Genomic DNA, 25,281 nt, shown 5'->3' with positions numbered 1-25,281 from the left:
GATGGGCTGAGGCCGCCGCTTCGCACCTCAGGGATAGCGGTCGTGCCGCCGGACATCCGGATCCGCCGCGCCGAGGGCGATCACTCTGAGCCGATTGTTCGAGACCACTTCTGCCACGGGGTCCATAACTCAAGTCAGAGCAACGTTCGTCAGCCGTTGGGAGACGATTCCCATCAAGGCGGAGAACGGGCGACTCCACCAGCTCCAGAGAGGCTGTGGAGTCGATGCCATACAGGCCGAGGAGCCCGTGTCGGTCTCCTTCAGCACGGTCGAGTGCGCCGTTGTGTGCTTGGTCCGAGCGCGTCCGGATTCATGCATGCGCGCCAACTCGCCCTCTGGACCGCCCCGGCTTCAGTGGAGGGCGAGTTCTCCCGACAGCGGGTGCCGTGGGGAGGTGTTGAGCCGATCGTAGTACTCGGTTTCGTAGTCGATGGGGTTCGGTAGTTCAGTGCCGAGTGCAGGCGGTGCTCGTTGACCCAGTGCACCCAGGACAGCGTCGCCATCTGGAGGTGGTCGACGGGGCGGAACGGCCCGTCGGGCGGACGTAATCGGTCTTGTAGAGCCCGATCACGGACTCGGGCATGGCGTTGCGAACCGGAGCACCAGGTGTCCGAGGTTGGCAGGCCCGCGCCCGGTGAACAGCTGGTGGCCGACGGCAAACGTCCGATTCTGCCGCGTGGGCGCGCTCTCCCGTCACGCCAAATCAATCTGAGTGTCCCGGAGCTTGGGACTGGCCGCAACGCTCACTGGACAAGCCCAGATGCGCGACGACAATGGCCGTAGGGCAGCCAGGGAGTCAGAACACAACGGCATCTCCGGATCCTCCACCACTCCGCCCCGACCTGCGCCTCGCAAGGCGTGAGCACGGTCGGTCCGGCGCTCGTTCGTACTTCGGCCGCCGGGCCGAGGACCGTCCTCACTCCGAGGGCGCTATGGAGTGCGTACGAGCAACTCGCTCGACGATCCGGACACCGGGGTGGGCGCCCATCCCTGTGGCGTGGAAAGCGTCCAGCATCGAGGGCAATAGCGACGGGAGTTCCACTATGCGCTGGAGACCCAGCCTGAGCGCGGCTGCAACGACTGCTTCCGGCTCCGCGTCAGCGAGCACTATGACTGATGCCACCCAGGAGACCGGATGGTCACCGAACCAAGCTCGAGCGAAGTGGAAGCTGACTCGTTCATCGTTACCTATGAGGCGACGCCACATCTCCCTGTTGCGGGCGCCGAACCTTTGAACCAGGTCGACCAGCTCTTCGTCGGCGAGCGTTTTATCGGAGATGAGGTGCTCGATGACAGCGGTACGCTGACGTCCAACACCCAGCTCATGAACTAGGAAATCGAACGCGGGGATAGCCAGGCACAGGACTGCTTGCTGTTCAAGATCGTCAGGTTCGATGGACCAGAGCATCTCGAGAGCACCGACGTAGTCGCCGTTTCTCGCCCGCGTATCAACGATTCCGAACCGTGGCCCCGGAAGATCGAGTCCAAGTTCAATTGCCCGTTGGTACCAACTCTCTGCACGTGCATCGTGCAGGCTCCAGAAGCACTGGCCAACTCGATAGGCGGCCTCCGCGTCGCGATCGAGGCCGGAGCCAGGCGACTCGATGGCGGCAATGAGCAGTCGGCTCGCCCCTCGAAGTCACCATTCTGAAAGTGCTGTCTTCCTTGATGAGTCAGCATCAGACCAGCTCCTATCAGGTCTCCCGCCTCTCGGTAACGGCCGGCCTCAGCCATCGCGTCCTGCTCGTGATTCGCCGCTTGCTCGAGAAAAGCTGGGTTCGGCCCCTCTGGCACGAGCGTTCGGATCGCCGCGGGATCAGCCCCTCCCTCAAATAGCCCTTGGAATAGCTCGAGATCAGCAGGGGTCAACCCTTCGGCGGCCGGCATCCTCACCAAGCGCATGGACTCAAGCCACGACATGACCAGCGCCATATCGTCCTCGTCCAAGGCTGGGTCGGTCAGTGCGATCAGACCAGTCGGCTGAGAGATGGGGAAGGCGGTCCCATTTTCCGCTGCCATGGGCGGCGACAGCGCCGCGCCCAACTCTTCGAGGGCTTCAGGTACCAACACAAGCAGGAACACGAGACCTCCCGCCGCCAAGTACCCGAGTGCCGCGTTGTTCTGGTCACGGATTGGGTCGAAGCTGTTGAGCAGTGCGGTGGCCTTGATCACCAGACCAACGTGAGCAAACCGCGAGTCGAAGTGCGCAAGCCAGATCCGGCAGCCCGGCGGCAGCCGACCTTCGATGAGGTCCCGTAGGCCGACTCGGGGAATGGATTGTCCAGGGGACCGAGAGTCAATGCGTAGGCCATGAACACCTTGATTGCCCACTGGGCTAGCGCCATCTGCTCCTCAGCACCGAGCCAGATTCCTCGCCCCTCCAGCACCAGGGGCCAATGATGCTCTGGGCCCTTCGCTCTAGTTCGCTCATCCAGCCGTTGTTGCAGTCCTTGCACACTTTGACAGTGACGTGGGGTAAGAGGGTGGCCCAGTCACGTTGGCGCTCAGAGGATGACTGGTAGCGTCCCTCCTCGTTGATTTGCATAGAGGACCATTCCAAGGGCATCCGTTGACCGTTATGATCCCGAAGTAGCTTCTTGGCCCCTTGCGTTTTGCGCAGCCATTTCGCCCATACATGCTCGTCCGTCGGCTTCCCGAAACCACCACAGAACGGGCAGTGCCACTTGGTCATCCGTCAATCAGCCTTGCCGGTGAGCCGCGACATCGCAAGGCGGAAGTCGGCCTCGCGGTCTCGGGGGCGAACGGGAGCTCGTAGGCGTAGATCGTCCCGGCAGGGTGGGTGGCGGTGCGCTCCTGCACAGTGAGCTTGTCGCCCTTCTTGCGCCACAGCTGGCGGACCTGGGTCGGGACGAGGCGGCCGTTGGCGTCGTAGATGTAGTCGTTCTGGTCGTAGCCGTACAGAACCGGAAACTGAGTACGGTAGATCGTGCTGAGCTCGTCGGCCGTGACGCCTAGCATCGTGGCCATGAGGGCGTCGATCTCAACCAAGGCGTTGCGGCGGTCGAGGTCTCGGCGCAGTGGAGTGGATGCTGTCCAGTGCGGCCCTACATCGCCGAGAACTGGCGCGCCAGGATGAGTCTTGCCCAACAACCACTCGTCGTTGATGAACCCCTCATCCCACGCATCCTCCCAGAGCGCCGCGTATGCATCTGTCAGGCAAGTGAGTCGAAGTACGCGCAAGATCAATCTTGGGACGAGCGGGTGATAAGGGTCCGGCGCGTAAAGTCGTCTGACGCTGTCGATCGTCAGGGCACTCTTCTGAGAAATGCGGATAGCAAGATCGTTGAGGATCGATGACATGGCACCTGCAACGATCGGCAGAAACCGCTCCACGGCAGGACTGGCGGAGTTGACCCCATGAACATGCGTCGCACCTGGCGGGATGATGGCAGGGAAGAGAGTTCGAACCCCAGAGCCGTCTGCCATCGCCCGCCACGCGACCCGGTAGCTATCGCGCACGGCACCTCGATTCCACTTCCCGTACCTAGCCGCATATTCTGTCGGGTCGCCGGCGGGCTTGAATTCAGTTACAGGAACCGAAGAAGGATCGAGAACCTCCAAATCCACCTGGGACCAGTCGCGCTGGTTGCGGAGGGTCTCGTTGGGCTGTCCGGCAAAGGGGTTTCCAACATGTAGGTGTCCACCTTGGAGGATGACCTCATCCCAGGTTCCTGCTCCACCCCACCGCTGGATGAACCGCCCGCGTTTTCGATCGATCGATTGGTCCCATCCCCGGGACCAATCCAAGTCAAACTGGGCCAGCCGTGGGGCAGTTGACAGCGTCCGGAGTACACCACGTGTCGACGCGTTGATTTCGTGCACCATGAAGACCGTGGAGGGATCAGAGCTCGTATCGCCCAAAATTCCTTGCCACTCTTGGAGCGTACGGGTAGACACCCTCTGGATACGTGAGGCATGTGGCCTCTCGTCCCATACACCTTGGTGTTTGATACCAGGTTGCTCTCCGTTGCCATCATGTCGCAGGCTCGCACTGGCGGTCTGCGGTCGATATAGCCCCGAAGCATGAATGAAATCGACTTCTCCCTTTCGGGCGTAGATCGCAACGCTGAAGTGCTTTTGATTCTGAATCTCGGGAAAAATCGCCCTTTCATTGACAAATTCCCAGTGCCGTCTCATTCTCCGATAGCACTCAGAGCGAAGCATTCTCGCTCGGTCATCAGAGAAGTGGGTGTCCCAATGCACCATCCCGACAATCCCTCGAGGATCTGCGTGGTCCCACGTTCGGCTCAGGAAGCAGCGGTATAGGTCCGGCTGCCCACCAAGGACGGGAAAGTTCTCCGCAGCCGAAAGGAACTCGGCCAGCGCGACGACCTCCCCGTCGCCTTCGATGACGCCTCGCATGGCCCAGGCAAGAGAAGTGTCATCGGGCGTCGAGAGTTCTTGAGGACCTCGGAGGGCTTATTCGCCAACTGCCACCACGGATCAGTCTCCGCCAGCAGGGCTTCGGTATCGGTACGCGGTCGAACCCATGGTGGGTTCCCAAGCTGAAGCGCGAAACCACCCCGGCCGAAGACTGGAGCGAAGTCTAGGTGCCAGTGGAAGAAGCCCTGTTCACGTGCCACTTCCTCGCATACACGGAGCCATGGGTGCTCGACTAGCACGTCCTTGACTCGTCTGGCTCCGGCACCGGCCAGCTCGAAGTTCTCTTGGTCAGCCATCGCTTCCCACTGGTCGGCTGGGGACAGCGTGCCCATCCCCTGCTTAGCTCCGCGGGAGGACAGTTTCTGGGTGCCGAGGATGCCCTGGGCGGCGTCGATCCATTGGTCGAGCGTAGGTGGGGCCACCTCGTCGCCGGTCAGCGGCCAGAACCAGAGCGCGGTCCAGGCGTCCATCATGCGGCGGAGTCGGCGGTAGGCGCCATCGTCGTCAGCGAGGGATTCTTCGATCTGTTCACGAGTGACGGAGGATGGGGTCTGTCCGTCCGCCAGATCAGCGGGCATCCCCACAACGGAATCCTGCGGGCTGACTGCTCCTCGGCGACCTTGAGGCGGCGGTAGGCCATCGCCCACAACTCCTCGGCCTGGTGGGAGATCGCCACCAGCTGGTCGAGTTGCTTCTTCGTCGGCTTGCCCTTGATCGCCTTCCGCCAGGCCTTGACCTTGGCCACGCGGTCGGGGACGAGCTCCTTGGCTTCCTTGGATTCGGACGTCGCTCCCCAGCCTGCGGCAGGCAGCAGCCAGTGGTGGATGCGGCCGCCGGAGCCGCTGAGCTCGGGGCGGTCCTGCTCGATGCGGGCGGCGATGTCGGTGAGCGGCTCCGCAGTAGGCGGGGTGGTGAGCCAACGCTTGTCGTTGACCTGATCGCGCGTGTAGAAGGAGCGCGAGGCCCCACGAGCGAATTGCCGCGTCGCAGCCGCAGCCCGAACCACGGGCCTGCAGCCCCTCGGCCATGGTGTCCAGCCACAGCGTGATCTCGGCGAACTCCACGGCGGTGGCGTTGAGGTCCACGCCGTAGACGTTGTGCAGGGCCAGGTAGGCCTTCACCTTCTGCAGCTCGGCCGGGTAGATGTCGGGGTCGATCCGCTCCCCCAGCTCCTCCTGCCGACGCTTGAGGTACTGCTCGGCCAACTGTCGGACGGCCTCGATGGCGAACGCTCCCGAGCCAAGCGCGGGCTCGCACACGCTGAGGCCCAGGATCTCCTCGGCGGTGGTGGTGTGGCCGTCCTGGTCCAGCAGCTCAGCGAGCGCCTCGGAGACGGTGAACTTCGTCAGCACCTCGGGGTGTAGTAGGAGGCGGAGCGCTGCCGCTGGCGGCCGGAGAGCCGGAAGACGAACTGGCCGCGGGTGTAGCGGCGGCGACTCTTCTGGCCGGTGACGGGGTCGGTGTCGAGGACGAAGTCCTTGTCGGCCAAGTGGTCGGCGCGGTCAACTGGGACCACCCAGGATCCCTTCTCCGGGTTGCCGTCGCGGGCCACCTCGTAGAGGTCGACGTCGGCGAAGGAGCCGGTGTAGCTCATGAGGCCCTCGTAGACGGCGCCCAGTTGGTTGATGCCGAGTTCGACGTAGCTGATGAAACCGCGCTCCTTGCCAGAGCGCTCCTTGCTCAGCAGCAGTCGGCGAAGGACCTCCTGCAGGGCGTGGTTGCCGAGGCCGACTTCGTCGATGAGTGCTGTGGCCTGGGAAGAGAAGAGGTCTGCGCGGAGGGGTTGGAACTCGAGACCTCGTTCGACAAGGCGGTCGGCCTCGACGTCGACGGTGTGGCCGCGGTCGACGAGGCGGAAGAGCAGTGCCAGCGACTCGTACAGGTGCGTGCCGGAGCGGGCGCGCGGGGAGGCGAGCTCCACCTGCACCAGCTCCCGGAGCCGGTCCAGCGAGTAACCGCGGGCGTAGTCCGGGTCCCCGACGGGAGAATCTTCAGCTCCGGCGACGCCTCGGCGTAGAGGAGGAACAGGACCCGGTAAAGGAACCGCAGCGACTGCAGCGCCAGCGGCTGCGCCTGGCTCTGCGGCAGCGGGTCGAGGCCCTGGGCGCGCCGTCGGTCCACCACCTCGTTGGCGATGAGCTCGATGGACTCCCGCACGCCCTCGCGCAGGTCCGCGGAGACGCCGACGGTGTGGGCGACGGACGCCTCCAGCGTCGCGTCCCACCAGATGTTGCCGTCGGCGTCGGGTGCCAGCGACTCGGCGTCGAGCGCCACCAGCGCCCGGTCGATCTCGCCGCCCTGCTTGGTGTCGCCGCGCTCGGCGACGGTGTGGAGGTCGACGGCCAGGTAGCGGCCCTCGGGCCAGCGGGAGGCCTCGGCCACCACCAGCCAGCGGCCGGCCATGATGAGCGCGAACTTCGTCTCCTCGTGGTCGAGGAACAGGGTGGAGACGAGCTTGGTGGCCGAGGTGATCGGGTCCTCGTCGTCGAGGACGTACGGCTCGGCGAGGGTGTCGGCGTGGCGGGCGAACAGCTCGTCGAGCGTGGCGGCTGGCTTGGCCTCCACGATGGCGAGGGTGGGTTCGAGGCCGGGTGAGCGGAGCAGCCGGACGGGGCCGTTGACGGTGGTCTCGTAGGGGCCGGGCTCGTAGCCGAGGATGCGTCGGAGGTCGGAGTGGAGGGCCGCGGCGGCGTCTGGGTCCGGGTCGTCGTCGGCGTAGAGGGCGGCCATCGCGGTGGCCAGCTTCGAGCGCTCGGCGGTGAACCGCGACTTGGTGGTGGGGTGCTCGGCGTCGCGCCACTGCTTGACCCGGTCCAGCGCGCGGGCCAGGTACGACTCCTTGCGGGCGTCGGTGGTGAAGAAGTGCTCGCTGATCCAGTCCTCGACGACGAGAAGGGCGTCGCTGTCAGCCATGCGTGACCTCCGATGTGTCGGCGACCGAACTGGTGGGATTGGTAGACACGCAGGGTTTAGGTTCCTCCGGGGTGTCGGCGGGGAGGACCACCAGCAGGGGCGCACCAGCTGGCGGTCGGGGGTCATGTCGCGGCTCAGCCGCTCCTGCGCGTCGACGAGCGCGCGGCGGCGGCGCACCTGGTCGCGCTGGATGAGCGCCTCGGCCTCGGACTGCCACTCCTCCGCGCGGGCCACCCACTCGTCGACCCGTGCCTTCGCGGCGTCCGCGGCGGCCTGGAACTGGAAGCGCAGGGTGTCCTCGGCGCGCTCGACGGCGGGCCGGACGAGGTCCATGTCCGGGAGCTGGACGGGGCCGGGATTGCTGCGCTCGCCGATGACGCCGGCGTCGGCGAGCATCTCCCCCGCCGTCGCGTGGACCTCAACGAAGGGCGTGGTGCCGTGGAACTGGGCGGACAGCCACGAGGAGGCCACCACCTGGCCGCGGCGGTTGATGAGGGTGCCGTTGAGCAGGACGGTGGGCACGTCGACGTCGCCGCGGACGGCGAAGATCTCGCCGCGGGCCAGCCGGGACAGGGCGCGGTCGGCGGCCCAGTCGAGCACCGGGTGGAGGGGGCCGAGGTAGTGGGCCTCCGGCCAGGAGGAGGCGCTGGTGTCGGTGAGGGCCGCGTCGAGGATGGTGCTCGCGGCGTTGGGCTCGGTGACGAGCTGGAGGCGCTCGAGGACGTTGCGGTCGGCGAGGTAGCTCTGCGGGAGCACCTCGAAGCGCTGCCGGAGGTCGGCGGGCGGGACGAACTCGACGATGTGCTCGGCGTGGTGTTCGCGCCACGCGACGCCGCCGAGGTCCCGCGGGAGCGGCCTGTCCTCGGGTGAGGGGTAGTACTCGTGGAGGGCGTCGCGGAGGAAGTCCACCGGCTTGGCGTAGAGGAGGTGGTCGCCGACGACGGCGGGCTCGGGCAGATCGTCGGCGTCGTCGTCGAGGTACTGGGCCAGCCAGTCGTCGACGCTGGTGGCGATGTCCTCGGGGCTGGCCACGACGTCGTCGAAGCTCTTGGAGCCGGCGAGCACCTGGCGGATGGCCTCCTCCTCGGCGGTGACGCTGTAGCGGCCCATGAGGCTGGCGGCGTCGCCCAGGGCGCGGTGGGCCTCGTGCTCGCGGGCGACGAGGGCGGTGAGCACGCGGATGTCGCCGGAAAAGCGCTCGTTGGCGGTGCTGAGCAGGAGGGTGGTGATCTGCGGGGGCTGCTTCTGGCCGTAGCGGTCGATGCGGCCGTTGCGCTGCTCGATGCGGATGAGGCTCCACGGGATGTCGTAGTGGATGAGGTGGTGGCACTGCTTGTGGAGGTTGACGCCCTCGGAGGCCACGTCGCCGGTGACGAGCACGCGGATGGGCGAGCTGGTCTGCTTGAAGCTCTCGACGATGGCCTGCTGCTGGTCGTCGGCCAGGCCGCCGTGGAGGACGTCGATCTGGTCTTCTTCGAGCCCGAGGTCCTTCTGGAGGTTGGTTTGGAGCCAGTGCAGGGTGGCGACGCGCTCGGAGAAGACGACGGCGCGCATGGGTGAGGTCTTGCCCACGCGGACTTCGTCGCGCAGGTAGGCGACGAGGGCCTGGTACTTCGAGGAGGCGGCCATGGTGGCGTCGTTGAGGACGGCCAGGCGGCGCAGGGCCACTGCCTCGCGGTGGGCGGCGGGCGTGTGGTCGAGGCGCTCGATGCGGTTGTGCAGGGTGTCGCGGAGGGCGGCGGGCGAGGAGAGGAAGGCCTTCGCCAGCGTCCACGGGAACAGCGAGCCGTTGGCGCCGGAGTAGGGCGAGGTGGTCGTCGGGCGGAGCCAGGTGTCCACCAGTTCGTCGACGACGGCGTCCTCCTGCGGGAGGCGTCGATGAGGCGGTTGTCGGGTTCCAGGCGCTCGGCCCAGTCGGCGCCCACCTCCTCGGCCACCTCGGCGCTGTGACGGTGTCGTCGGATGGTGAGCTGCTCGACGCGCTTGGCGTCGAGGTCGCCGTCGGCCTTGACCGCGGTGGGGTCGAGGAGGCGCACCAGCTCCGCGAACGACTCGCGCGAGCCGTTGTGCGGGGTCGCGGAGGCGAGGATGAGGGCGTCGGCCTGCGGCGCGAGGATGCTGGCCAGCCGGTTGTTGAGGGTGGCAGTGTTGGTGACGTTGTGCGACTCGTCGATGACGACGGCGTCCCAGTGGTGGCGGCGGAGGTCGTGGACGAAGCGCTCCTGCTTCAGCGTGTCGATGGAGATGATGACGCGGCGGAAGTAGGAGAACGGGTTGCGGTTGGCGGGCAGCTTCTGCTTGACGCGGGCCACGCCCTGGGAGTCGAGGCGGACGAACGGGATGGCGAAGCGGCTCCACATCTCGTGCTGCATCTGCTCCAGCACGTGTCGCGGGGTGACGACGAGGATCCGCTCGCCGCGGCCACGGCGGATGAGCTCGGAGAGGATCATGCCGATCTCGAGGGTCTTGCCGAGGCCGACGGCGTCGGCGAGCAGGATGCGGGGCCGCAGCGTCGCGGGGTCGAGGGCCTTGGCCACGGCCTTGTGCTGGTAGCCGAGCTGGCGGGCGAGCATGCGGGGCGAGACGGTGAGCGAGTCGTCGCTGAGGGGACGGCGGTCTTGCGGAGCGTGGACTCCACCCAGAGGCGGGAGCGGCGGTACTTGGGTGAGTCGTCGGCGCGGACTTGAGTGTCGCGGGGGTCGTTGAGCTTGATCCGGTCCAGCGAGGGTAGAAGACGGCGTCCTGGCCGCGCACCAGGTCCGACAGCCCCTGGGCGTTCAGGACCGGCCCGTCGGCCGACTCGTCGATCGAGGTGACCAGCCATTCCTCGTCCCGCACCACGACGACGTTGCCGGGCGCGAAGGTGTTCGTACTACTCATCGTGGCAAGGAGCCTAGCGCCCCACGCGCCACGCTGGACCACGGCATGCGGAGTAGGGCTCAACCGGACCGAGGCCCAGGGCTCCTTGTCGCAGCTACCCCGGATACCCGCCCTCGATGAAGAAGACCATGTCGACGATCTTCGCCCGCGTGTAGAGCACGGTCGTGGGTTACCTGTGGCGAAATCGAGAGTGGGTGCCCGCAGATCGTCGATCAGGTGACTGTTGGCTCTGTAGAACTCGCCGACCTGTTCCAGCGTTCCGCGGCCGAGCGTGGAGACGCCGAAGCCCTTCTTGAAGTAGGTGTCGAACGCCGGCGCGCAGCCGAACACTCCCAGCATCACCTTGCTGACGAGGATATCCGACGCCTCGACCGGACGCAGGGCACGACAAACGTCCGAGGCAGTCTGGAGGACCAGGTCAATGCCCTGGACGTCGTAGCCGTCGAGATCCAGCCGCCCACGGCTACCAACACGGCGAGCCGCTGCACTGGAAGAGCTTCAGCGGTGGGCACCAGACGACGGAACCGCTGGAGAGGATGGGATTCGAGGTAACCCGGTGAGTCGGGGCCATCCCTTCCCCTCAATGTGGCTCTGGTAGCGTCCTGATCACGCGGTAGCCACAGGAGAGACGATGACGTCGACAATTGCCTGGCTGGATTCGTCACCGGACGAGCAACGCCGAATGCGCGAACTCATTGCGCTCTTCACCGTGTCGATGCCGCCTGAATACTGACCCCAGGTGCCGAGCGAAAGTTGACCCCCTCGGTCAGAGTGAGGGAGTGATCAGCGTGGAGGATTGGGCCGAGATTAGACGGCTCCACAAGTCGGAGAAGATGGCGATCAAGGCGATCGCCCGTCAGTTGGGGGTGGCGAGGAACACGGTGCGGGCGGCGTTGTCCTCGGATGGGCCGCCGAAGTATGAGCGTGCTCCTGCGGGGTCGGCGGTGGATGCGTTCGAGCCGCAGATCTGGGCGTTGCTGTCCAAGACGCCGACGATGCCGGCGACGGTGATCGCGGAGCGGATCGGGTGGACTCGATCAGCGTCGGTGCTGCGGGCGAGGGTCGCTGAGTTACGGCCGTTGTTCGCGCCGTCGGACCCGGCCGACCGGACCGAGTACCAGCCTGGTGAGATCGTGCAGTGTGATCTGTGGTTCCCGCCCAAGATCGTGCGGGTGGCTGCGGATGTTTGGGTGGCGCCGCCGGTGCTGACCATGGTGGCGGCGTGGTCGGGGTTCATCGCTGCGGTGTTGCTGCCGTCCCGGACCACGGGGATCTGCTGGCTGGGATGTGGCAGCTGTTGTCGACCAACTTCAAGGCGGTGCCGAAGACGCTGGTCTGGGACAACGAACCGGGTATCGGGCAGCACCGTCGCCTGACGGTGGCGGCGCGGGCGTTCGCTGGGACGTTGGGCACCCGCATCTACCAGGCCCCTGTCAGGGATCCGGAGACCAAGGGGGTGGTGGAACGCGCCAACGGGTTCCTGCAGACCTCGTTCCTGCCGGGCCGCGAGTTCGGGTCCCCGGCCGAGTTCAACACCCAATTGGCAGCATGGTTGCCGCGGGCGAACCAGCGGCTCCTGCGCCGCACCGGCGCTAGACCCGCAGACCGGCTCGCTGCGGATGCTGCGGCGATGGGCGCGTTGCCGCCGGTGCCGCCTGCGGTCGGGTTCACCGATCGTGTCAGGTTGGGGCGTGACTACTACGTGCGGGTGATGGGCAACGACTACTCCGTCGACCCCGTAGCCATCGGACGCTTCGTCGACATCACCTGCGACCTCGACCACGTCACTGTCCGCTGCGCGGGGCCATGGTGGCCCTGCACGGGCGTTTCTGGGACCTTCGACGCACCATCACCGATCCAGCTCATGTCGCGGCCGCGAAGCAGCTGCGGGCGGCCTTCCAGTCCCGCAACACCCCGACGGCCGAGAGGGTGGAGCCTGGGCATCAGGTGGGGATGCGGTCACTGAGTGACTACGACGAGTTGTTCAACCTGAACACTGCCCCGCGCTGTCTGTGAAGGAGGTGGCGTGATGGCCACCGGCAAGGACGTCGCAGCCGAGATCGCGTTCCTGGCTCGGGAGTTGAAGACCCCGGTTATCACCGAGACCTTCGCCGCTCTGGGGACCAGGCCCGCCAGGCCGGCTGGTCCCACGAGGAATACCTCGCCGCGGTCCTGGGCAGGCAGGTCGCATCCCGCACCGCCAACGGCACCAGGATGAGGATCTCGGCAGCCCACTTCCCACAGATCAAGACCATGCAGGACTTCACCTTCGACCACATCCCAGCCGCCCCCGGGACGTGGTCGCGCATCTGGGAACCTGCACCTTCATCGCGAAACGGGAGAACGTGGTCCTGCTGGGACCACCCGGCACCGGCAAGACCCACCTCGCGATCGCATTGGGCATCAAGGCCGCCGAAGCGTCCTACCCGGTGTTGTTCGACTCCGCCACCGGCTGGATCCACCGGCTGGCCCAAGCCCACACCAAGGGCAGCCTCGAGCGGGAACTACGACGACTGAACCGCTACCGCCTGCTCATCATCGATGAAGTCGGATACCTGCCCTGGACGCCGCCGCAGCAGCGTTGTTCTTCCAACTCGTCGCCTCCCGCTACGAGACCGGCTCGATCATCGTGACCTCGAACCTGCCCTTCAGCCGCTGGGGCGAAACCCTCGGAGACGACGTCGTCGCAGCCGCCACCATCGACCGGCTCGTCCACCACGCCCACGTCATCGGCCTGGACGGCGACTCCTACCGAACCCGCGCACCGCGACACCATCAACCAGCAAACCAAGTAACCAACCAACAAGAAACCCACCGAGAGGGTCAATTTTCAATCAGCACAGGGGGTCAGTTTTGGCCCGGCGTTGACACACCGAGAAGGACACCCTGGACGAGCTCGGAATCGGACAGATTCGAGACGTCTTCAGCAATGTTCTCTTCCCCGGCACCTCGGTGACCCAGACGCGGGCGCGCTATCTCCTACTCGTCCCATGGGCATTCCTCAAGGCTGGGGAGCAGCGCAGGCGGGAACGACGACCCGGCAGAGAGCCGACAGGAATCAGCGCCAAACCGTTGAGGCCCTCCTGAGGTTGGATCGCGACGGTCATCCCAGACCGGCATCATCGGCGCACGGGCGGGCGCTGGCGTGAAGACCCTTCCCTCGGCCATCTACTGGAACGCCCTGCGCACGTACCGGATCCTCCAACGAGATGTCACTCCGGAGCATGTGAACGTTAGGCGCCCATGGGACACCGAGTCCGATGTGCTGGCCTCACGGTCACCGAGTGACTGGCACCCCGCGCTCAGGGTGCCGCAGGGCTTCCCGGATCAGATCACCGGTGGCCTCGACCTCACTCGCGACGAAGCGGTCTTCCTGCGCGAACGCATTCTGCAGTCGGTTCCGGGTCACTTCTGGCCCATATTGTCTCCTCGGAACAGCCCCGGACGACGGGACTGCTGCACGAGTAGGTGACATCTGATCTGGCTTGCCCGTGGGGTGTGCCTGGAAGGATGTTGCTGTGCCCAAGCCCTACCCGTCCGAGTTCCGTGACGACGTCGTGCGCGTCGCGAGAAACCGCGAGCCCGGAGTGACGATCGAGCAGATCGCGAAAGACTTCGGCGTCCACCCGATGACGCTGCAGAAGTGGATGCATCGCGCCGACATCGACGAGGGCGCCAAGCCCGGTCAGACTCGGACCGAGGCGGCCGAGATCCGTGAGCAGCGGAAGCGGAACCGGCTCCTCGAGCAGGAGAACGAGGTCCTGCGTCGTGCGGCGGCGTATCTGTCGCAGGCGAACCTGCCGGGAAAAGGTTCTACCCGCTCGTGACAGAGCTCGCCGACGCAGGGATCCCTGTGACGGTGACGTGTCGGGTACTCAAGCTTCTCCCGCCAGCCCTACTACCGGTGGCTGCAGGGCCCATCACCGAGAGCGAGGTGGTGGAGGCGTATCGCGCTAACGCGCTGTTCGACGCGCACCGTGACGACCCCAGTGTTCGGGCACCGGCTCCTCGCCGACAAGGCCCGCGACGCGGGCAAGGGGATGTCGGACCGGACCGCGTGGCGGATCGCGTCGAGCAACGGCTGGTGGTCCGCGTTCGGGAAGAAGCGGGGCCGCAACGGCAAGAAGCCGGGCCCGCCGGTCCACGACGACCTCTGCGCGGTCGTCGACGAGGACGGCCGGACCCGGCACGTCTTCGCCGCCGATGCGCCGAACCAGCTCTGGCTCGTCGACATCACGGAGCACAAGACCGCGGAAGGCAAGCTCTACTGCTGCGCCATCAAAGACGCGTGCTCCGGCAAGATCGTGGGTACTCGATCGACTCGAGGATGAAGTCCCGGTTGGCCGTTCAGGCGCTCGAGAACGCTGTCGCGATGCGCGGAGACGTCGCCAGCTGCGTGGTCCACAGCGACAGGGCAGTCAAATTTCGCAGTCGGAAATTCCTGCGCGGTCTTGCCCGTCACCGCATGGTCGGGAGCATGGGCCGAGTCGGGTCGAGCGGGGACAACGCGGCCATGGAGAGCTTCTTCGCGCTGCTGCAGAAGAACGTCCTCGACCGCCGCTCCTGGACCACCCGCGAGCAGTTGCGCATCGCGATCGTCACCTGGATCGAACGGACCTACCACCGGCGACGCCGTCAGGCACGCCTGGGCCGTTTGACGCCCATCGAGTTCGAGACCATCATGAACACGACCGCCGCACTGGCGGCGTGACTAGGAACTGTCACCTATCCGTGCAGCAGTCCCTACTCCGATATTGCGCGCTGTGCTATCCGTAACTGTTCTTCGCCGAGTCTTGCCCGCTCAGTCACTGGTGCGCTCCTCTACGATGAGGCTCGACGAACCATCAAGCGCCCGCTCGGTACTTGCTGAGGCCGGCTCCTCCCAGGCTTGGGAAGAAGGGTTCCACTGCAATCGGTCCGTACTGCCTTCGAGAACCGGCTCAACGAAGACCACACATGTTGCGAGCAGATCGGCAAAACTCGCTGGGGTCGACTGCTCGAGCCTCTGCTTCCTTCGCCAGATTTCCCACTTGCGTTGCGCGAGTGCTGCCATCTGTGACAGCAACGGGCCGAGTGGTTCCAGCTCAACATGACGGTAGCGGGCGACGACACCGATCGCTTCCTGAAGGTCTGTTCCTTCGATGGTGCGGGAGCGGGCAATGGCCGCGATGTCGGTGAAGTCTCGCCAGCGGGTGTTCTGCTCTCCTCGTTCCAGCGCGGTGACGATCTTCTCCGCGAGGACCATGTGATCCGGGTATCCGAGGAGTCGCAGTGTGCCCCTAACAAGAGCGGTAGGACAGCCTCTGTTGGCGCAGGCCAGATGGGGTCGCCGAAGTTCACGTCGATGTGCAACGCCACCTGGGCGGTCACCAACCGGGCAGTCATCTTGACCCGCACACCGTTATAGTCAGCTTCGTCACGGATCTGCTCTCCGCTGACGGAGTCAAGGTCGAACTCAAGCCCGTCATCACGAGGAACGGCGAGTATGCTTCTGACGCGTCTATCAACCTCGGGATATCGTTGACGAATCCTCGAGCGGCGAAGTCGATGTCCCTGGTTGGTCGCCGGTCCGCGAAGGCGGCCATGAGGACGCCACCTTTGAGGACGAAGTCTGCAGCAGATTCGGACGCTGCAAGTCGGGCCAGGAAACCTTCTAGAGCGTACAAAGTGATGTACTCCGCAGGGTCGCGGTTCTGTCGCCTGGCGAGGTTGCGGAGGTCATTGTACGCGCGCCCCGCCGGGGTGTCTCTGGATGGTGTCGGCGGAGTCACAGGAGCACCTCCAACGCTTGCCGGATCCGAGGGAGCGCTTTCGGGAACGATCCCGCAACCTTCAGCAGACCTGCTGGCGTGTTCCCTCGTCGTCGAAGCCAACGTCGAAGCGCCTCATATGCAACATCGCTGCCTTCTTGGTGCATGAGCCGGAAGGCGTCGACAATGCTCCGCTCTGCAGAGTAAATCGCGACTCTGGCCCTCCTCCTGCGTCGGCATGTTCACGCCCGATCGGGAAGGTGGCCGGGTCGAAACTGTGCCAGCTCACGTTCGAGAGGCTGACGGGCTGGTGTGTCCCGCGCGGCAGCGCGATGTCGGAGGCGAACGGGATCGCGTCGCTTAGGTCGTGGTGGACAAGAGCGCTCGTCAGGCATAGCGTCGCGTCGTCGCGGAGCGCGGTCGCCGCAGCGAGCGCGGTGAACGCAGGCTGAAGCACTTCGGGGCGCACATAGACCCCCGCCCCACGCGCTCGACCTCGTCCCGCTCGAGCATGGAGTACACCTGGTCCTTGGTGAAGCCCGCCGCACGGGCGTCCTCAAGCGTGAAGGCTGGCGCAAGCTCGCGTCTCGACACCCCGACCTCCTAACTCTCAACACATCAAGAGTACCTGTAGAGGGTTGGGCGGGGCAAGGCATGCGCGCATCGCTGGGTAGCCGGATTCCTTTGGCCCAGCCGCTCGGGCGCGGGGTCAATCAACGCCCTGGCGGACGGCCGATGCCTCCAGCAGCGGACAGCAGGAGGCGTCGCCTTGGCAACACCGCTCAGTTGAACTGAAAGGTCCGGTAGGAGCTCTGAATGTTGAAGCGTCGACCTTCTTTCCTGCGCTGGAGGTACCGGGCGACCGTGTCGATGTCGTTCGGTCGCATTCCCAGCATCCCCGGCACCACAGACCAACAGGACAACACCGAAGCACTCACCGCCTGAGAAGAATCACTGATACACGACCGCGCCGGGCATGACCCACGCCCAGATCGGCGGCGAGCTCGCCGACGGCTAGCAGCGGCTCCGGGCCCAGGGGTTGCCCGCCGGGCTGTGTTCGGTGTCCATGCTGAACTGGTGCGTCCCACTGCCACCCATGATTCGGGGCAACCGGCACGGTTTTCGATGACCGGATCACATCTCACCAACCAGAAAGTCCCGGAAACCTAGAGTTTCCGGGACTTCTCGGTCGGGCTGACAGGATTTGAACCTGCGACCCCTTGACCCCCAGTCAAGTGCGCTACCAAGCTGCGCTACAGCCCGCCCGGATCGTTTCCGATCCGAGAAGAGACTCTAGCGGACGGAGGGCGTCGCGGTCCAACCGGCGCGTCCCTCATCCCGCGGCACGGGCGTCGCGACGCACCACCTAACGCGGCCGGCGCGGCGCTCCCCTGCGCAGCAGCACCACCGAGTCGTCCAGCTCCGCCTCGTTGCCGTCGGGGCCGACCGCCGCGCGGCTCCGGACCTCGGCGATGACGGTCTCCCACTCCCCGGCACCAGGTCAAGGTCGGCGATCTCCTGCTCCGGGCTGACGTCCTTGAACGTCGCCCGGTGCTCGTCGTTGGCCCAGGGAGGCGGTGCCGCGTGCGCCGTCACGAGCAGGTGACCGCCCTCCCGCACATACGATGCCGCCCGCCGCAGGATCGCGGTCCGATCGAGCGCGACCGGCGAGTGCAGGAAGCTCGCCGTCACCAGGTCGAAGCGCTCCGGCAGTTGGAGGTGGGTGAGGTCCTTCTTCACGAAGGCCGCCTGCTCCTCGGAGAGCCCCGCTCCGCGGCCGCCCCACGGGCGCGCTGCAGCGCCTTGTCGGAAATGTCGACGCCGAGGGCGCGCCACCCGCGTTCCGCCAGCCAGATCACGTCACCTCCCTCGCCGCAGCCCAGATCGAGCGCGGTCCCGGCTCCAGGCCGGTCGCGACCTCGCCGAGGACCGCGTTCACCTTTCCCGACCAGATCGGTGTGTCGCCGTAGCGCTCGTCCCAGTACTGCCTGGGCTCGACGTCGGCGTGGTCATGATGCGACATCCGGATCCCCTTCCCGTGGGCTCTGGACAAACCTAACCGAACGGCTCTGGACTCGGGCCGGGTCCCGGCGTAGCGTCGGGACATGGACGGGATGCTCTTGGTCGATTTCATCACCTCCCTCGACGGCTACGGCGCCGCAGAGGGCTGGCCGGGCTGGTGGGGGCTGGAGGGCCCGAGTATCTGGCCTGGCTCGCTTCCCAGGCCGAGGCGGCCTGGCCGATCCTCATGGGAGGCAACACATACAAGATGATGGCCGAGTTCGCGGCCTCCGGCGAGCCGGGCACCGAGGAACTCGGGCGGATCCGCAAGTACGTCGTCTCCTCGACCCTCATGGAACCCTTCCCCTGGAGCAACACGGTGCTGATCGACAAGGAGCCGATCAACGCGGTGCGAGATCTGCTCGAGGACGGGTCAGCCTCCGCACCATCGGCAGCCTCACCCTGTGCCGCTCGCTCCTGCAGGAAGGCCTGGTCGACCGCTTCAGGGTGGGGTGTTCCCCGTCATCACCGGGGCGACGGGCATGGAGAGAATCTATGAGGGCTTCCCCGACGTGGCCCTCGAACTTATCGAGGCCAGGACGTTGGACGGCCGCATCCAGATCCTCGACTACCGGCCGACGGTGCTGGTGGCGCCCCAGTCACACTGAGCGGGACCTGCAGAGCCCGGCTCAGAACAGGCCCGCCACGGACTGCACGAGGAGGAACAGCAGCGGCACGCACAGCAGGCCGACCAGCACGGTGTTGAGTCGCGCGTGCTCCAGCAGCATCGCGATGAACTCCCGGATGGTGGCGCTCGGCCAGTAGTAGCGCGCCGTCCTGCAGCCGACGGTGTAGCCGGGGATCCCGGCCTTCCGCATGATCACGGCCGCCCGGAAGGAGTGGTAGTTGCTCGTCGCGACGGCGACCTCACCGTCGGCGCCCCACTGCCGCATCACCTCGGCAGAGTAGACGAGGTTCTCCTCGGTGTCGGTCGAGCGGTCCTCCCGCACCACCGAGTCGGTCGGAAAGCCGCGCTCGAGCAGCCAGCCCTGCATGGCCTCGGCCTCGGAGAGCCGCTCGTCGGAGCCCTTGCCTCCCGAGACGACGAGGATCGGTGAACGACCCGCCGCGACCGACCGGTCGAACACGGCGCGGCCACGCTCAAGCCGGCCGGCGAGCAGGGGCGTGACGCGTTCCCCGCCGCCGAGCCCCGAACCGAGCACGACGACGGCCTCCACCGGGCCACCGAACGTGCGGGTACCCCACTGGTACAGCTGGGAGTAGAGCAGGTACGAGACGAAGAGGAACGCCACGTAGCCGGCAGGCAACCCGATGAAGAGGATCCAGCCCACGAAATCGGGGCGGTTCGTCACCACCACCAGGATCGCCGCCAGCACGTAGACCATGATCGCCATGCCGATACCTCCCGACAGCAGCGGCGCGACCCGAGGCCCTCCCTGCGGTGCATCGTGATCGCGTTGACGATGAGGAAGACGCCGAGCACCGCCACCAGCGCCACCATGAGGCCGAGCGCGCCGAGGATGAACCAGGCCACCGCCATCTCATCCGCGAGAGTGCCCACGGCCCCGATCAGCCAGGCGAACCCGAGCAGCGCCAGCCAGCCCAGCGCCGCCGTCAGGATCAGCCCGAGCCCGAAGCGTCGCGACTCGAAGCGCACGCCGATCCCGAACACCGCCAGCAGGATCAGCGGCGGCACCCAGGCCAGCACCCGTTACGTCCGGTCGGCGCGCTTGGCGCGGGCCCGGATCTCGACGTGCACCGGCGAACCGGCGAACCCGAAGTCCTCACGCAGACGGCGCTCGATGAACCGCTTGTACGTGTCGTCCATCTGGCCGCTGGTGAACAGCACGAACGTGGGCGGGCAGTTGTGCGCCTCGGTGCCGAACAGGACGCGGGGCTGCTTGCCGCCGCGCACCGGGTGCGGGTGCGCCGCGGCGAGGCGCCCGAGGAACGCGTTGAGCTTGCCGGTGGAGATGCGGGTCTCCCAGCCCGCGCGCGCGGTCTCGATCGCCTTGCTGAGCTTGTCGACGTTGCGGCCCGTGAGCGCCGAGATGTTGACGGTGGGCGCCCAGCGCCACGCGATCAGGTCGCGCTCGATCTCGCGCTCGAGGTAGCGACGACGCTCCTCATCGGTGAGGTCCCACTTGTTGAACGCGATGACCAGCGCCCGGCCCGAATCCTCGATGGAGTTGAGGATGCGGAGATCCTGATCGGTGATCGGCTCGGAGGCGTCGATCACCATGATGCACACCTGCGCCCGCTCGATCGCGCCCTGGGTGCGCAGGCTCGCGTAGTACTCGTGGCCGCTGGCCTCCTTCACGCGACGGCGGATGCCCGCCGTGTCGATCAGGCGGTACACCTGGCCGCCGACCTCGACGATCTCGTCGACGGGATCGACCGTGGTGCCGGAGATGTCGGAGACGACGACGCGCTGCTGGTCGGCCAGCTTGTTGAGCAGGGACGACTTGCCGACGTTCGGCTTGCCGACGATCGCGACGCGCAGCGGGCCGTCCTCGATGTCTTCGGCCTCCCGGGGGCCTCGGGCAGCGCCGCGAGCAGCGCGTCCAGAAGGTCGCCCGAGCCGCGTCCGTGCATGGCGGAAACCGCGTAGGGCTCCCGAGCCCGAGGTTCCACATCGTGGCGGCCAACGCCTCGTGGCGCTGATCGTCGACCTTGTTCGCGGCAAGCACGACGGGCTTCTTCGAGCGGCGCAGCACCCGCACGACGGCCTCGTCCTCGTCGAGGGTGCCGACGGTGGCGTCGACCACGAAGAGGACGGCGTCGGCGGTGGCGATGGCAAGCTCGGCCTGCTCAGCGATCTGCGCGGCCATGCCCTTCGCGTCGGAGACCCAGCCGCCGGTGTCGACCAGCACGAACTCGCGGCCGTTCCAGTTGGCGTCGTAGCTGACGCGGTCACGCGTGACGCCGGGGTGTCCTGGACGACGGCCTCACGGCGACCGAGGATGCGGTTGACCAACGTGGACTTGCCGACGTTCGGTCGGCCGACGACGGCGACGATCGGCTTGACTGTCTCGGTCACTGCTTGCTCCTCAGGCTGGGACGGACAACTCATGCTATCGGTTCGGACCAAAGGGCGTCGGCGGCGCCTGGCCGGGCACCGCGATGGCCTGCCCACCCGGCCCGGACGCGCCTAGGATCGGGGCATGGCAATCCTGCGCCGGGCAACCCTCTCCCCACCAAGCTGGAGCTCGTCACCGCACGGCTTGACGCCCTCGGCCTCGGCTCCGGGCAGTCGAGCTCGTCGGCGGCTACCGCTTCGACGATCCCGCCGGTGAGGTGGGCGTCGAGGGCTCATCGCGATCCGCGGCGGCGACGCGTTCCACATTCCCGTCACCTACCGCGACGCCGCGTTGCCCGGCGCGGAGGCCCACCTCATCTCGACCATGAGCCACTCGGTACTGGGTGAGCGGTTCGTCTATGACGCCGCCCACGACCCGGTCGCGGTCGACTGTTTCCTGCGGGCCCTCGCGGGCACCCAGGCACAGGCCGAACTGCTCGTCCACGACGAGGAGGGCAACCTCGTCGAGAGGCGCACCCCGCCCGTCGTCATCACCCAGGCCCGCACCACCCGGGTGCGACCCTCCGACCTGGTGCTCGTGCACCGGCTCGAGGTCACCTCGTCGATCGACCCGCAGGGGCCGGCCCTCATCGCGTCCTGGGGCGGGGAAGCACCGCGATCGTGGCGTTCGGCTGATCCTCAGCGGGCGTCGAACAGTGAGACGATCCGGTCGACCACCTCGTCGGGGTCAGGAACGTCGAGTCGATGACGGTGACGCCCTCGGCCGCGTCGGTGAAGTTCGACACCGTCGAGTCGTCACGGTCGCGGCGCAGCACCTGGTCGGTCACCTCGGAGCGGGTGGCCTTCCCGGCGACCTCGGCCGCGCGTCGCGCGACCCGTGCCTCCGGGTCGGCCACCAGCAGTACCCGGACGTCGGCGTCGGGCGCCACTACGGTGGTGATGTCGCGGCCCTCGACGACGATGCGGCGGTCGTGCGCGGAGATCACCTCACGCATCCGAGCCGTGAGGATGCGACGCACCTCGCGGTTCGTGGCCACCTGGGACACTGCGGCCGAGATGCGAGGCTCCCTGATCTCCTCGGTGACATCGCGGCCGTTGATCAGGAACCGCGGCCCGTCCGGCGAGGTCTCACACAGGATGTCCGACTCGTCGACCAACGTGGCCACCTCCTCGGGGTGGCGCCGTCGGGCCTGCTGAGCAGGAACTCGGTGGTGGCGGCCCGGTACAGGGCGCCGGTGTCCAGATAGCCGAGGCCCAGGCGTCGCGCCAACAGCTTCGCCGTCGTCGACTTCCCCGATCCGCTCGGCCCGTCGATCGCAAACAGCATCGATCCACTCATTTCCTGCTCCCGGCCCACGCGTGCCAGCCTCCCTCAACGATTCGTGCTCTGAGCTTTTCTGCGTCGTCGCGCTCGACGGCGATCGACAGGTAACCGACCTGCCGGATCTGGTCGTGCGTGAGTTCGAAGTCCTCGACGTTGAACCCCGCCTCGCCGATGTCGGTGAACAGCCGGGCGAGCGCGCGCGGCTCATCCGGGATCTCGACGGTGACCTCGAGCATGTCGATCGGGTCCTGGCCGTGCTTGCCGACGAGCGAGAGGGCTCCGGCCTGGCCGGTGCCGAGGAACTTCTCGAGCGCCTCGGGCCGATCGAGCTGGTCGATCAGATACGCCAGATCCTGCGCCACCTCGAGCAGTTCGTGGCGCACCGCGGCCGCGTTCGAGGTGAGGATCTGACGCCACAACGCCGGATCGGAGCCCGCGATGCGCGTCACGTCGCGGATGCCCTGCCCGCGAGCCGCAGGTTGCCGTTGGGCACCTGGCGCAGATGGGAGGCGGTCAGGATGCTCATCAGGTGCGGCACGTGGCTCACCTGGGCGACGGCGACGTCGTGCTCCGCTGCGGGCATCGTCACGACCCTGGCTCCGACGTCTCCGGCGAGCCTCTCGATGACGGCCACATCCTCCGGGAGTTGCCCGGCTCGGGCGTGACGACCCAGGTGCGGTCGCGGAACAGGTCGCCCGAGGCCGTGAGGGCCCCGTGAACTGGGAGCCGGCCATCGGGTGCGACCCTACGTAGCGGCGGTGTTCCGGGCGAGCCTGCTGATGGCGCGCAGGATGGGTGCCTTGACCGACCCGACGTCGGTGATGACGGCGCCGGGGAACTTCTCCAGCACCTCGGCGACCAGCTCGGGGATCACGTCGGGAGGGGTGGCCACCACGACGATGTCGGGGTTGTCTGTGCGCTCATCGGCCACCCGACCGGCGCCGAGCCCCGCGGCGACGATGGCGTGGGTGGTGGCGACATCCCACAGCAGCACCTCGTAGCCGGCCCGGGTGAGGGCGAGCCCGAGCGATGAGCCGACGAGCCCGGCCCGAGGATCAGGACGCTGTCAGCCACGCTCGATCTCATCCCTGTCGAGACGGCGGAAGGTGCGGCGTTGGCCGGTGCCCCGCTCGAGCACGGCCACCTCCAACTGGGTGGAGTGCAGGGCCGCGGACACCTGTGCGATCGCGGCGGTGAGGTCGCGGTCGGGGTCGAAGCCGTCGCGCAGCTCGGCCGCGATGCGTTCGGCGTCGCCGCCGATGACGACGAGGTCGGCCTCATCGCTGATGACGCCGTCGTAGCCGATGCGGTAGAGAATGTCGCCGGAGGGTTCCTCGCCCAGTTCGGCCACGATCAGCTCCACCTCGAAGGGCTTCTCGGAGGAGGCGAAGACGCCGCCGAGCTGCTGCGAGTAGGCGCCGGCGAGGCTGCGGCCCGTCACGTCGCGGCGGTCGTAGGAGTAGCCGCGCAGGTCGGCGTGCCGGATGCCCGCGATGCGCAGCGCCTCGAACTCGTTGTAGCGGCCGACCGCGGCGAACCCGATCCGGTCGTAGATCTCGGAGACCTTGTTCAGCGTCGTGGAGTGGTTGTCGGCGATCATCGCGATCCCGCCCCCGTACCGCACGACGGCGACGGCGCGGCCGCGCGAGATGCCCTTGCGGGCGAACTCGGCGCGGTCGAGCATCTGCTGTTCGGGGCTGACGTAGAAGTTCATGCTCACAGCGCGTACCCCTGGGTCCGTCGGGGCGACCGGTGCGGGTCCGGATGATGGTCTCGGCCAGTTCACGGACCCCGTCCTCCGACCACCGCGCGACACCCTCGGCGGAGGCGCGCATCACGAGCGGGAAGATGCCGCGGGTCAGGTCGAGCCCGGACGTGGCCGAGTCGTCGTCGGCGGCGTCGTAGAGCGACTGCAGCAGGGCGGCGACGGCGGAGTGCTCGTCGGCGTCGGGGTCGTGCAGCTTCTTCAGGGCGCCCGCGCGAACGCGGCACCCGAGCCGACGGAGGTGAACTCCTGCTCCTCGTAGCGGCCGCCGGTCGCGTCGTAGGTGAACATCCGGCCCTTGGCCGCGCGGTCGTCCCAGCCGATGAACAGCGGCAGCACGACGAGTCCCTGCATGGCCTGCGGCAGGTTGCCCCGGATCAGGGCGCCGAGCCGGTTCGCCTTGCCGTCGAAGCTGAGCCCGACGCCCTCGACCTTCTCGAAGTGCTCGAGCTCCACCTGGAAGAGCCGGACGAGTTCGATGGCCACCCCGGCGGTGCCCGCGACGCCGATGATCGACTGGCCGTCGGCGGAGAACACCTTCTCGATGTCGCGCATGGCGATGGCCGAGCCCATGGTGGCGCGGCGGTCGCCCGCCATCACGACGCCGTCGCGATACCGGGCCGCCACGATGGTGGTGCCGTGTACCGCGGGCAGCGCATCGGTGCCCATCCTGGGGAGGGCCTCGGGCGCGACCCTGCGCAGGTACTCCACGAAGGAGGGACGGGCGTCAGGCTGATGGGTCACCCGTCCATCCTAGGGGTGAAAGACCTCGACCTCATGCCGCGCCGGATGCCTAGACTTGGGGTCATGGTTCGACTTGGTTGGCTGCTCATCGATCTCGTGTCCGTCGTCGTGTTCGCCGCGGTGGGAGGGCATCACACGGGGAGTCGGTCGCGGGCACGTTCCTGACGGCCTGGCCGTTCGTCGTGGCGTGCCTCGTGGCGTGGGTGGTGCTGCTGATCCTCGGCGACGACGGCCTCGGCTGGCGGGCCGGGCTGATCGTGTGGCTCGTGACCCTGATCGGCGGGATGGCGCTGCGGGTCGCCGCCGGTGACACCGCCGCTGTCGCGTTCATGGTCGTCGCCACGATCTTCACCGGCGTCACCCTGCTCGGTTGGCGCCTGATCGCCCGCCGCGTGGTGGCCTCACGGGCCCGCCACGCGGCTCCGGTCATGCACTGACC

The 25,281-nt window shown here is 67.1% G+C and carries 21 protein-coding genes, 1 tRNA gene and 8 pseudogenes; 9 read left to right on the top strand and 21 right to left on the bottom strand.

Going from position 1 to position 25,281, the window contains the following annotated elements; all coding sequences use genetic code 11:
* Nucleotides 1–260 precede the first annotated feature (260 nt).
* Entirely contained in the window at nucleotides 261–659 is a 399-nt protein-coding gene (locus G7085_RS36030; RefSeq protein ID WP_197512572.1) for an integrase core domain-containing protein, read from the bottom strand.
* A 476-nt stretch (nucleotides 660–1,135) separates the two neighbouring features.
* On the opposite strand from G7085_RS36030, the gene G7085_RS21945 reads away from it, so the two are divergent.
* Nucleotides 1,136–1,333, top strand: a complete 198-nt coding sequence (locus G7085_RS21945) for a hypothetical protein (protein ID WP_197512571.1) — start codon at nucleotides 1,136–1,138, stop codon at nucleotides 1,331–1,333.
* Here G7085_RS21945 and G7085_RS21940 read toward each other — a convergent pair.
* From G7085_RS21940 to G7085_RS36025, 3 genes are all read right to left on the bottom strand, one after another.
* Nucleotides 1,330–2,172, bottom strand: coding sequence for a hypothetical protein (locus G7085_RS21940; protein ID WP_197512570.1), 843 nt, complete (start codon nucleotides 2,170–2,172; stop codon nucleotides 1,330–1,332). The genes G7085_RS21945 and G7085_RS21940 overlap by 4 nt on opposite strands.
* Before the next feature lie 516 nt (nucleotides 2,173–2,688).
* Nucleotides 2,689–3,480, bottom strand: coding sequence for a hypothetical protein (locus G7085_RS28610; RefSeq protein WP_231979800.1), 792 nt, complete (start codon nucleotides 3,478–3,480; stop codon nucleotides 2,689–2,691).
* A gap of 788 nt (nucleotides 3,481–4,268) precedes the next feature.
* On the bottom strand, nucleotides 4,269–5,468 hold the full coding sequence (locus tag G7085_RS36025; protein WP_408647240.1) for a hypothetical protein: 1,200 nt from the start codon (nucleotides 5,466–5,468) through the stop codon (nucleotides 4,269–4,271).
* A 33-nt stretch (nucleotides 5,469–5,501) separates the two neighbouring features.
* On the opposite strand from G7085_RS36025, the gene G7085_RS28600 reads away from it, so the two are divergent.
* The gene (locus tag G7085_RS28600) at nucleotides 5,502–5,768 is read left to right on the top strand and encodes a hypothetical protein (RefSeq protein WP_231979798.1); all 267 of its coding nucleotides are present in this window, start codon (nucleotides 5,502–5,504) and stop codon (nucleotides 5,766–5,768) included.
* Here G7085_RS28600 and G7085_RS28595 read toward each other — a convergent pair.
* The 3 genes and pseudogenes from G7085_RS28595 to G7085_RS28585 form a co-directional block, all read right to left on the bottom strand.
* Nucleotides 5,750–5,998: a hypothetical protein gene (locus tag G7085_RS28595; protein ID WP_231979797.1), complete on the bottom strand. Its 249-nt coding sequence runs from the start codon at nucleotides 5,996–5,998 to the stop codon at nucleotides 5,750–5,752. The genes G7085_RS28600 and G7085_RS28595 overlap by 19 nt on opposite strands.
* 86 nt (nucleotides 5,999–6,084) lie before the next feature.
* A complete protein-coding gene (locus G7085_RS28590; protein WP_331715880.1) occupies nucleotides 6,085–9,156 on the bottom strand; it encodes a helicase-related protein in 3,072 nt (1,023 codons plus the stop codon).
* Between the two features lie 149 nt (nucleotides 9,157–9,305).
* Nucleotides 9,306–10,197, bottom strand: a pseudogene (locus G7085_RS28585) (DEAD/DEAH box helicase); the annotation flags it as partial.
* 779 nt (nucleotides 10,198–10,976) lie between these two features.
* Between G7085_RS28585 and istA the strand changes: the two are divergent.
* The 4 genes and pseudogenes from istA to G7085_RS21910 all read left to right on the top strand — a co-directional run bounded on the left by istA (nucleotide 10,977) and on the right by G7085_RS21910 (nucleotide 14,908).
* A pseudogene (gene istA, locus G7085_RS21920) lies at nucleotides 10,977–12,213 on the top strand (IS21 family transposase).
* 125 nt (nucleotides 12,214–12,338) lie between these two features.
* Nucleotides 12,339–13,153, top strand: a pseudogene (istB, locus tag G7085_RS36020) (IS21-like element helper ATPase IstB).
* Nucleotides 13,084–13,284, top strand: coding sequence for a DUF6361 family protein (locus G7085_RS36015; protein ID WP_408647239.1), 201 nt, complete (start codon nucleotides 13,084–13,086; stop codon nucleotides 13,282–13,284). Before istB ends, G7085_RS36015 begins: the two are co-directional and overlap by 70 nt.
* Before the next feature lie 431 nt (nucleotides 13,285–13,715).
* Nucleotides 13,716–14,908, top strand: a pseudogene (locus tag G7085_RS21910) (IS3 family transposase).
* Nucleotides 14,909–14,998: 90 nt separating this feature from the next.
* On the opposite strand, the gene G7085_RS31600 reads toward G7085_RS21910, so the two are convergent.
* The 7 genes and pseudogenes from G7085_RS31600 to G7085_RS21875 all read right to left on the bottom strand — a co-directional run bounded on the left by G7085_RS31600 (nucleotide 14,999) and on the right by G7085_RS21875 (nucleotide 17,970).
* Complete coding sequence (locus G7085_RS31600) at nucleotides 14,999–15,442, bottom strand: nucleotidyl transferase AbiEii/AbiGii toxin family protein (RefSeq protein ID WP_197512569.1); 444 nt, start codon at nucleotides 15,440–15,442, stop codon at nucleotides 14,999–15,001.
* Nucleotides 15,443–15,492: 50 nt separating this feature from the next.
* Nucleotides 15,493–15,968: pseudogene (locus G7085_RS36010) on the bottom strand (nucleotidyl transferase AbiEii/AbiGii toxin family protein); the annotation flags it as partial.
* Between the two features lie 61 nt (nucleotides 15,969–16,029).
* Nucleotides 16,030–16,416, bottom strand: coding sequence for a hypothetical protein (locus G7085_RS21895; RefSeq protein WP_197512566.1), 387 nt, complete (start codon nucleotides 16,414–16,416; stop codon nucleotides 16,030–16,032).
* 720 nt (nucleotides 16,417–17,136) lie between these two features.
* Nucleotides 17,137–17,210 (bottom strand) — tRNA-Pro (locus G7085_RS21890).
* 30 nt (nucleotides 17,211–17,240) lie between these two features.
* On the bottom strand, nucleotides 17,241–17,687 hold the full coding sequence (locus G7085_RS21885) for a methyltransferase domain-containing protein (RefSeq protein WP_197512564.1): 447 nt from the start codon (nucleotides 17,685–17,687) through the stop codon (nucleotides 17,241–17,243).
* Entirely contained in the window at nucleotides 17,684–17,806 is a 123-nt protein-coding gene (locus G7085_RS21880) for a methyltransferase domain-containing protein (protein ID WP_197512562.1), read from the bottom strand. The genes G7085_RS21885 and G7085_RS21880 overlap by 4 nt, the downstream gene beginning before the upstream one ends.
* Nucleotides 17,803–17,970, bottom strand: a complete 168-nt coding sequence (locus tag G7085_RS21875) for a hypothetical protein (protein ID WP_197512560.1) — start codon at nucleotides 17,968–17,970, stop codon at nucleotides 17,803–17,805. The genes G7085_RS21880 and G7085_RS21875 overlap by 4 nt, the downstream gene beginning before the upstream one ends.
* A 225-nt stretch (nucleotides 17,971–18,195) precedes the next feature.
* On the opposite strand from G7085_RS21875, the gene G7085_RS21870 reads away from it, so the two are divergent.
* Together G7085_RS21870 and G7085_RS31595 are read left to right on the top strand one after the other, a co-directional pair.
* Entirely contained in the window at nucleotides 18,196–18,507 is a 312-nt protein-coding gene (locus G7085_RS21870) for a hypothetical protein (protein WP_197512558.1), read from the top strand.
* On the top strand, nucleotides 18,491–18,616 hold the full coding sequence (locus G7085_RS31595) for a hypothetical protein (protein WP_269451953.1): 126 nt from the start codon (nucleotides 18,491–18,493) through the stop codon (nucleotides 18,614–18,616). The genes G7085_RS21870 and G7085_RS31595 overlap by 17 nt, the downstream gene beginning before the upstream one ends.
* A 21-nt stretch (nucleotides 18,617–18,637) precedes the next feature.
* Here G7085_RS31595 and G7085_RS21865 read toward each other — a convergent pair whose 3' ends face one another.
* The 7 genes and pseudogenes from G7085_RS21865 to prcB form a co-directional block, all read right to left on the bottom strand.
* Nucleotides 18,638–19,345 (bottom strand): YdcF family protein, encoded by a 708-nt coding sequence (locus G7085_RS21865; RefSeq protein WP_331715879.1) that lies wholly within the window; start codon nucleotides 19,343–19,345, stop codon nucleotides 18,638–18,640.
* A complete protein-coding gene (locus tag G7085_RS21860; RefSeq protein WP_197512555.1) occupies nucleotides 19,318–19,677 on the bottom strand; it encodes a hypothetical protein in 360 nt (119 codons plus the stop codon). Before G7085_RS21860 ends, G7085_RS21865 begins: the two co-directional genes overlap by 28 nt.
* A gap of 3 nt (nucleotides 19,678–19,680) precedes the next feature.
* A pseudogene (der, locus tag G7085_RS21855) lies at nucleotides 19,681–21,042 on the bottom strand (ribosome biogenesis GTPase Der).
* Nucleotides 21,043–21,687: 645 nt separating this feature from the next.
* Nucleotides 21,688–22,336 (bottom strand): annotated as a pseudogene (gene cmk / locus G7085_RS21845) ((d)CMP kinase).
* An 8-nt stretch (nucleotides 22,337–22,344) separates the two neighbouring features.
* Nucleotides 22,345–23,378 (bottom strand): annotated as a pseudogene (locus G7085_RS33530) (prephenate dehydrogenase); the annotation flags it as partial.
* A 21-nt stretch (nucleotides 23,379–23,399) separates the two neighbouring features.
* Entirely contained in the window at nucleotides 23,400–24,047 is a 648-nt protein-coding gene (gene prcA / locus G7085_RS21830) for a proteasome subunit alpha (protein WP_231979795.1), read from the bottom strand.
* 252 nt (nucleotides 24,048–24,299) lie between these two features.
* Nucleotides 24,300–24,842, bottom strand: a complete 543-nt coding sequence (gene prcB / locus G7085_RS21825) for a proteasome subunit beta (RefSeq protein WP_331715878.1) — start codon at nucleotides 24,840–24,842, stop codon at nucleotides 24,300–24,302.
* Nucleotides 24,843–24,919: 77 nt separating this feature from the next.
* Between prcB and G7085_RS21820 the strand changes: the two genes are divergently transcribed.
* Nucleotides 24,920–25,279 (top strand): DUF3054 domain-containing protein, encoded by a 360-nt coding sequence (locus G7085_RS21820; protein ID WP_197512552.1) that lies wholly within the window; start codon nucleotides 24,920–24,922, stop codon nucleotides 25,277–25,279.
* Nucleotides 25,280–25,281 lie beyond the last annotated feature (2 nt).

It is taken from the genome of Tessaracoccus coleopterorum (genome assembly GCF_011174705.1).
GTDB lineage: Bacteria > Actinomycetota > Actinomycetes > Propionibacteriales > Propionibacteriaceae > Arachnia > Arachnia coleopterorum.
The sequence above is the reverse complement of the archived record's forward strand: the minus strand, read 5'-3'. Positions and strand labels throughout refer to the sequence as shown.

Bases quoted from the DNA above. Each gene is read 5' to 3' on its own strand.
- G7085_RS21945 (WP_197512571.1), top strand. From the start codon at position 1,136: ATGGTCACCGAACCAAGCTCGAGCGAAGTGGAAGCTGACTCGTTCATC.
- G7085_RS28595 (WP_231979797.1), bottom strand. From the start codon at position 5,998: ATGAGCTACACCGGCTCCTTCGCCGACGTCGACCTCTACGAGGTGGCC.
- G7085_RS31600 (WP_197512569.1), bottom strand. From the start codon at position 15,442: ATGGTCCTCGCGGAGAAGATCGTCACCGCGCTGGAACGAGGAGAGCAG.
- G7085_RS21875 (WP_197512560.1), bottom strand. From the start codon at position 17,970: ATGTCGCATCATGACCACGCCGACGTCGAGCCCAGGCAGTACTGGGAC.
- G7085_RS21870 (WP_197512558.1), top strand. From the start codon at position 18,196: ATGGGAGGCAACACATACAAGATGATGGCCGAGTTCGCGGCCTCCGGC.
- G7085_RS31595 (WP_269451953.1), top strand. From the start codon at position 18,491: ATGGAGAGAATCTATGAGGGCTTCCCCGACGTGGCCCTCGAACTTATC.
- prcA (WP_231979795.1), bottom strand. From the start codon at position 24,047: ATGAACTTCTACGTCAGCCCCGAACAGCAGATGCTCGACCGCGCCGAG.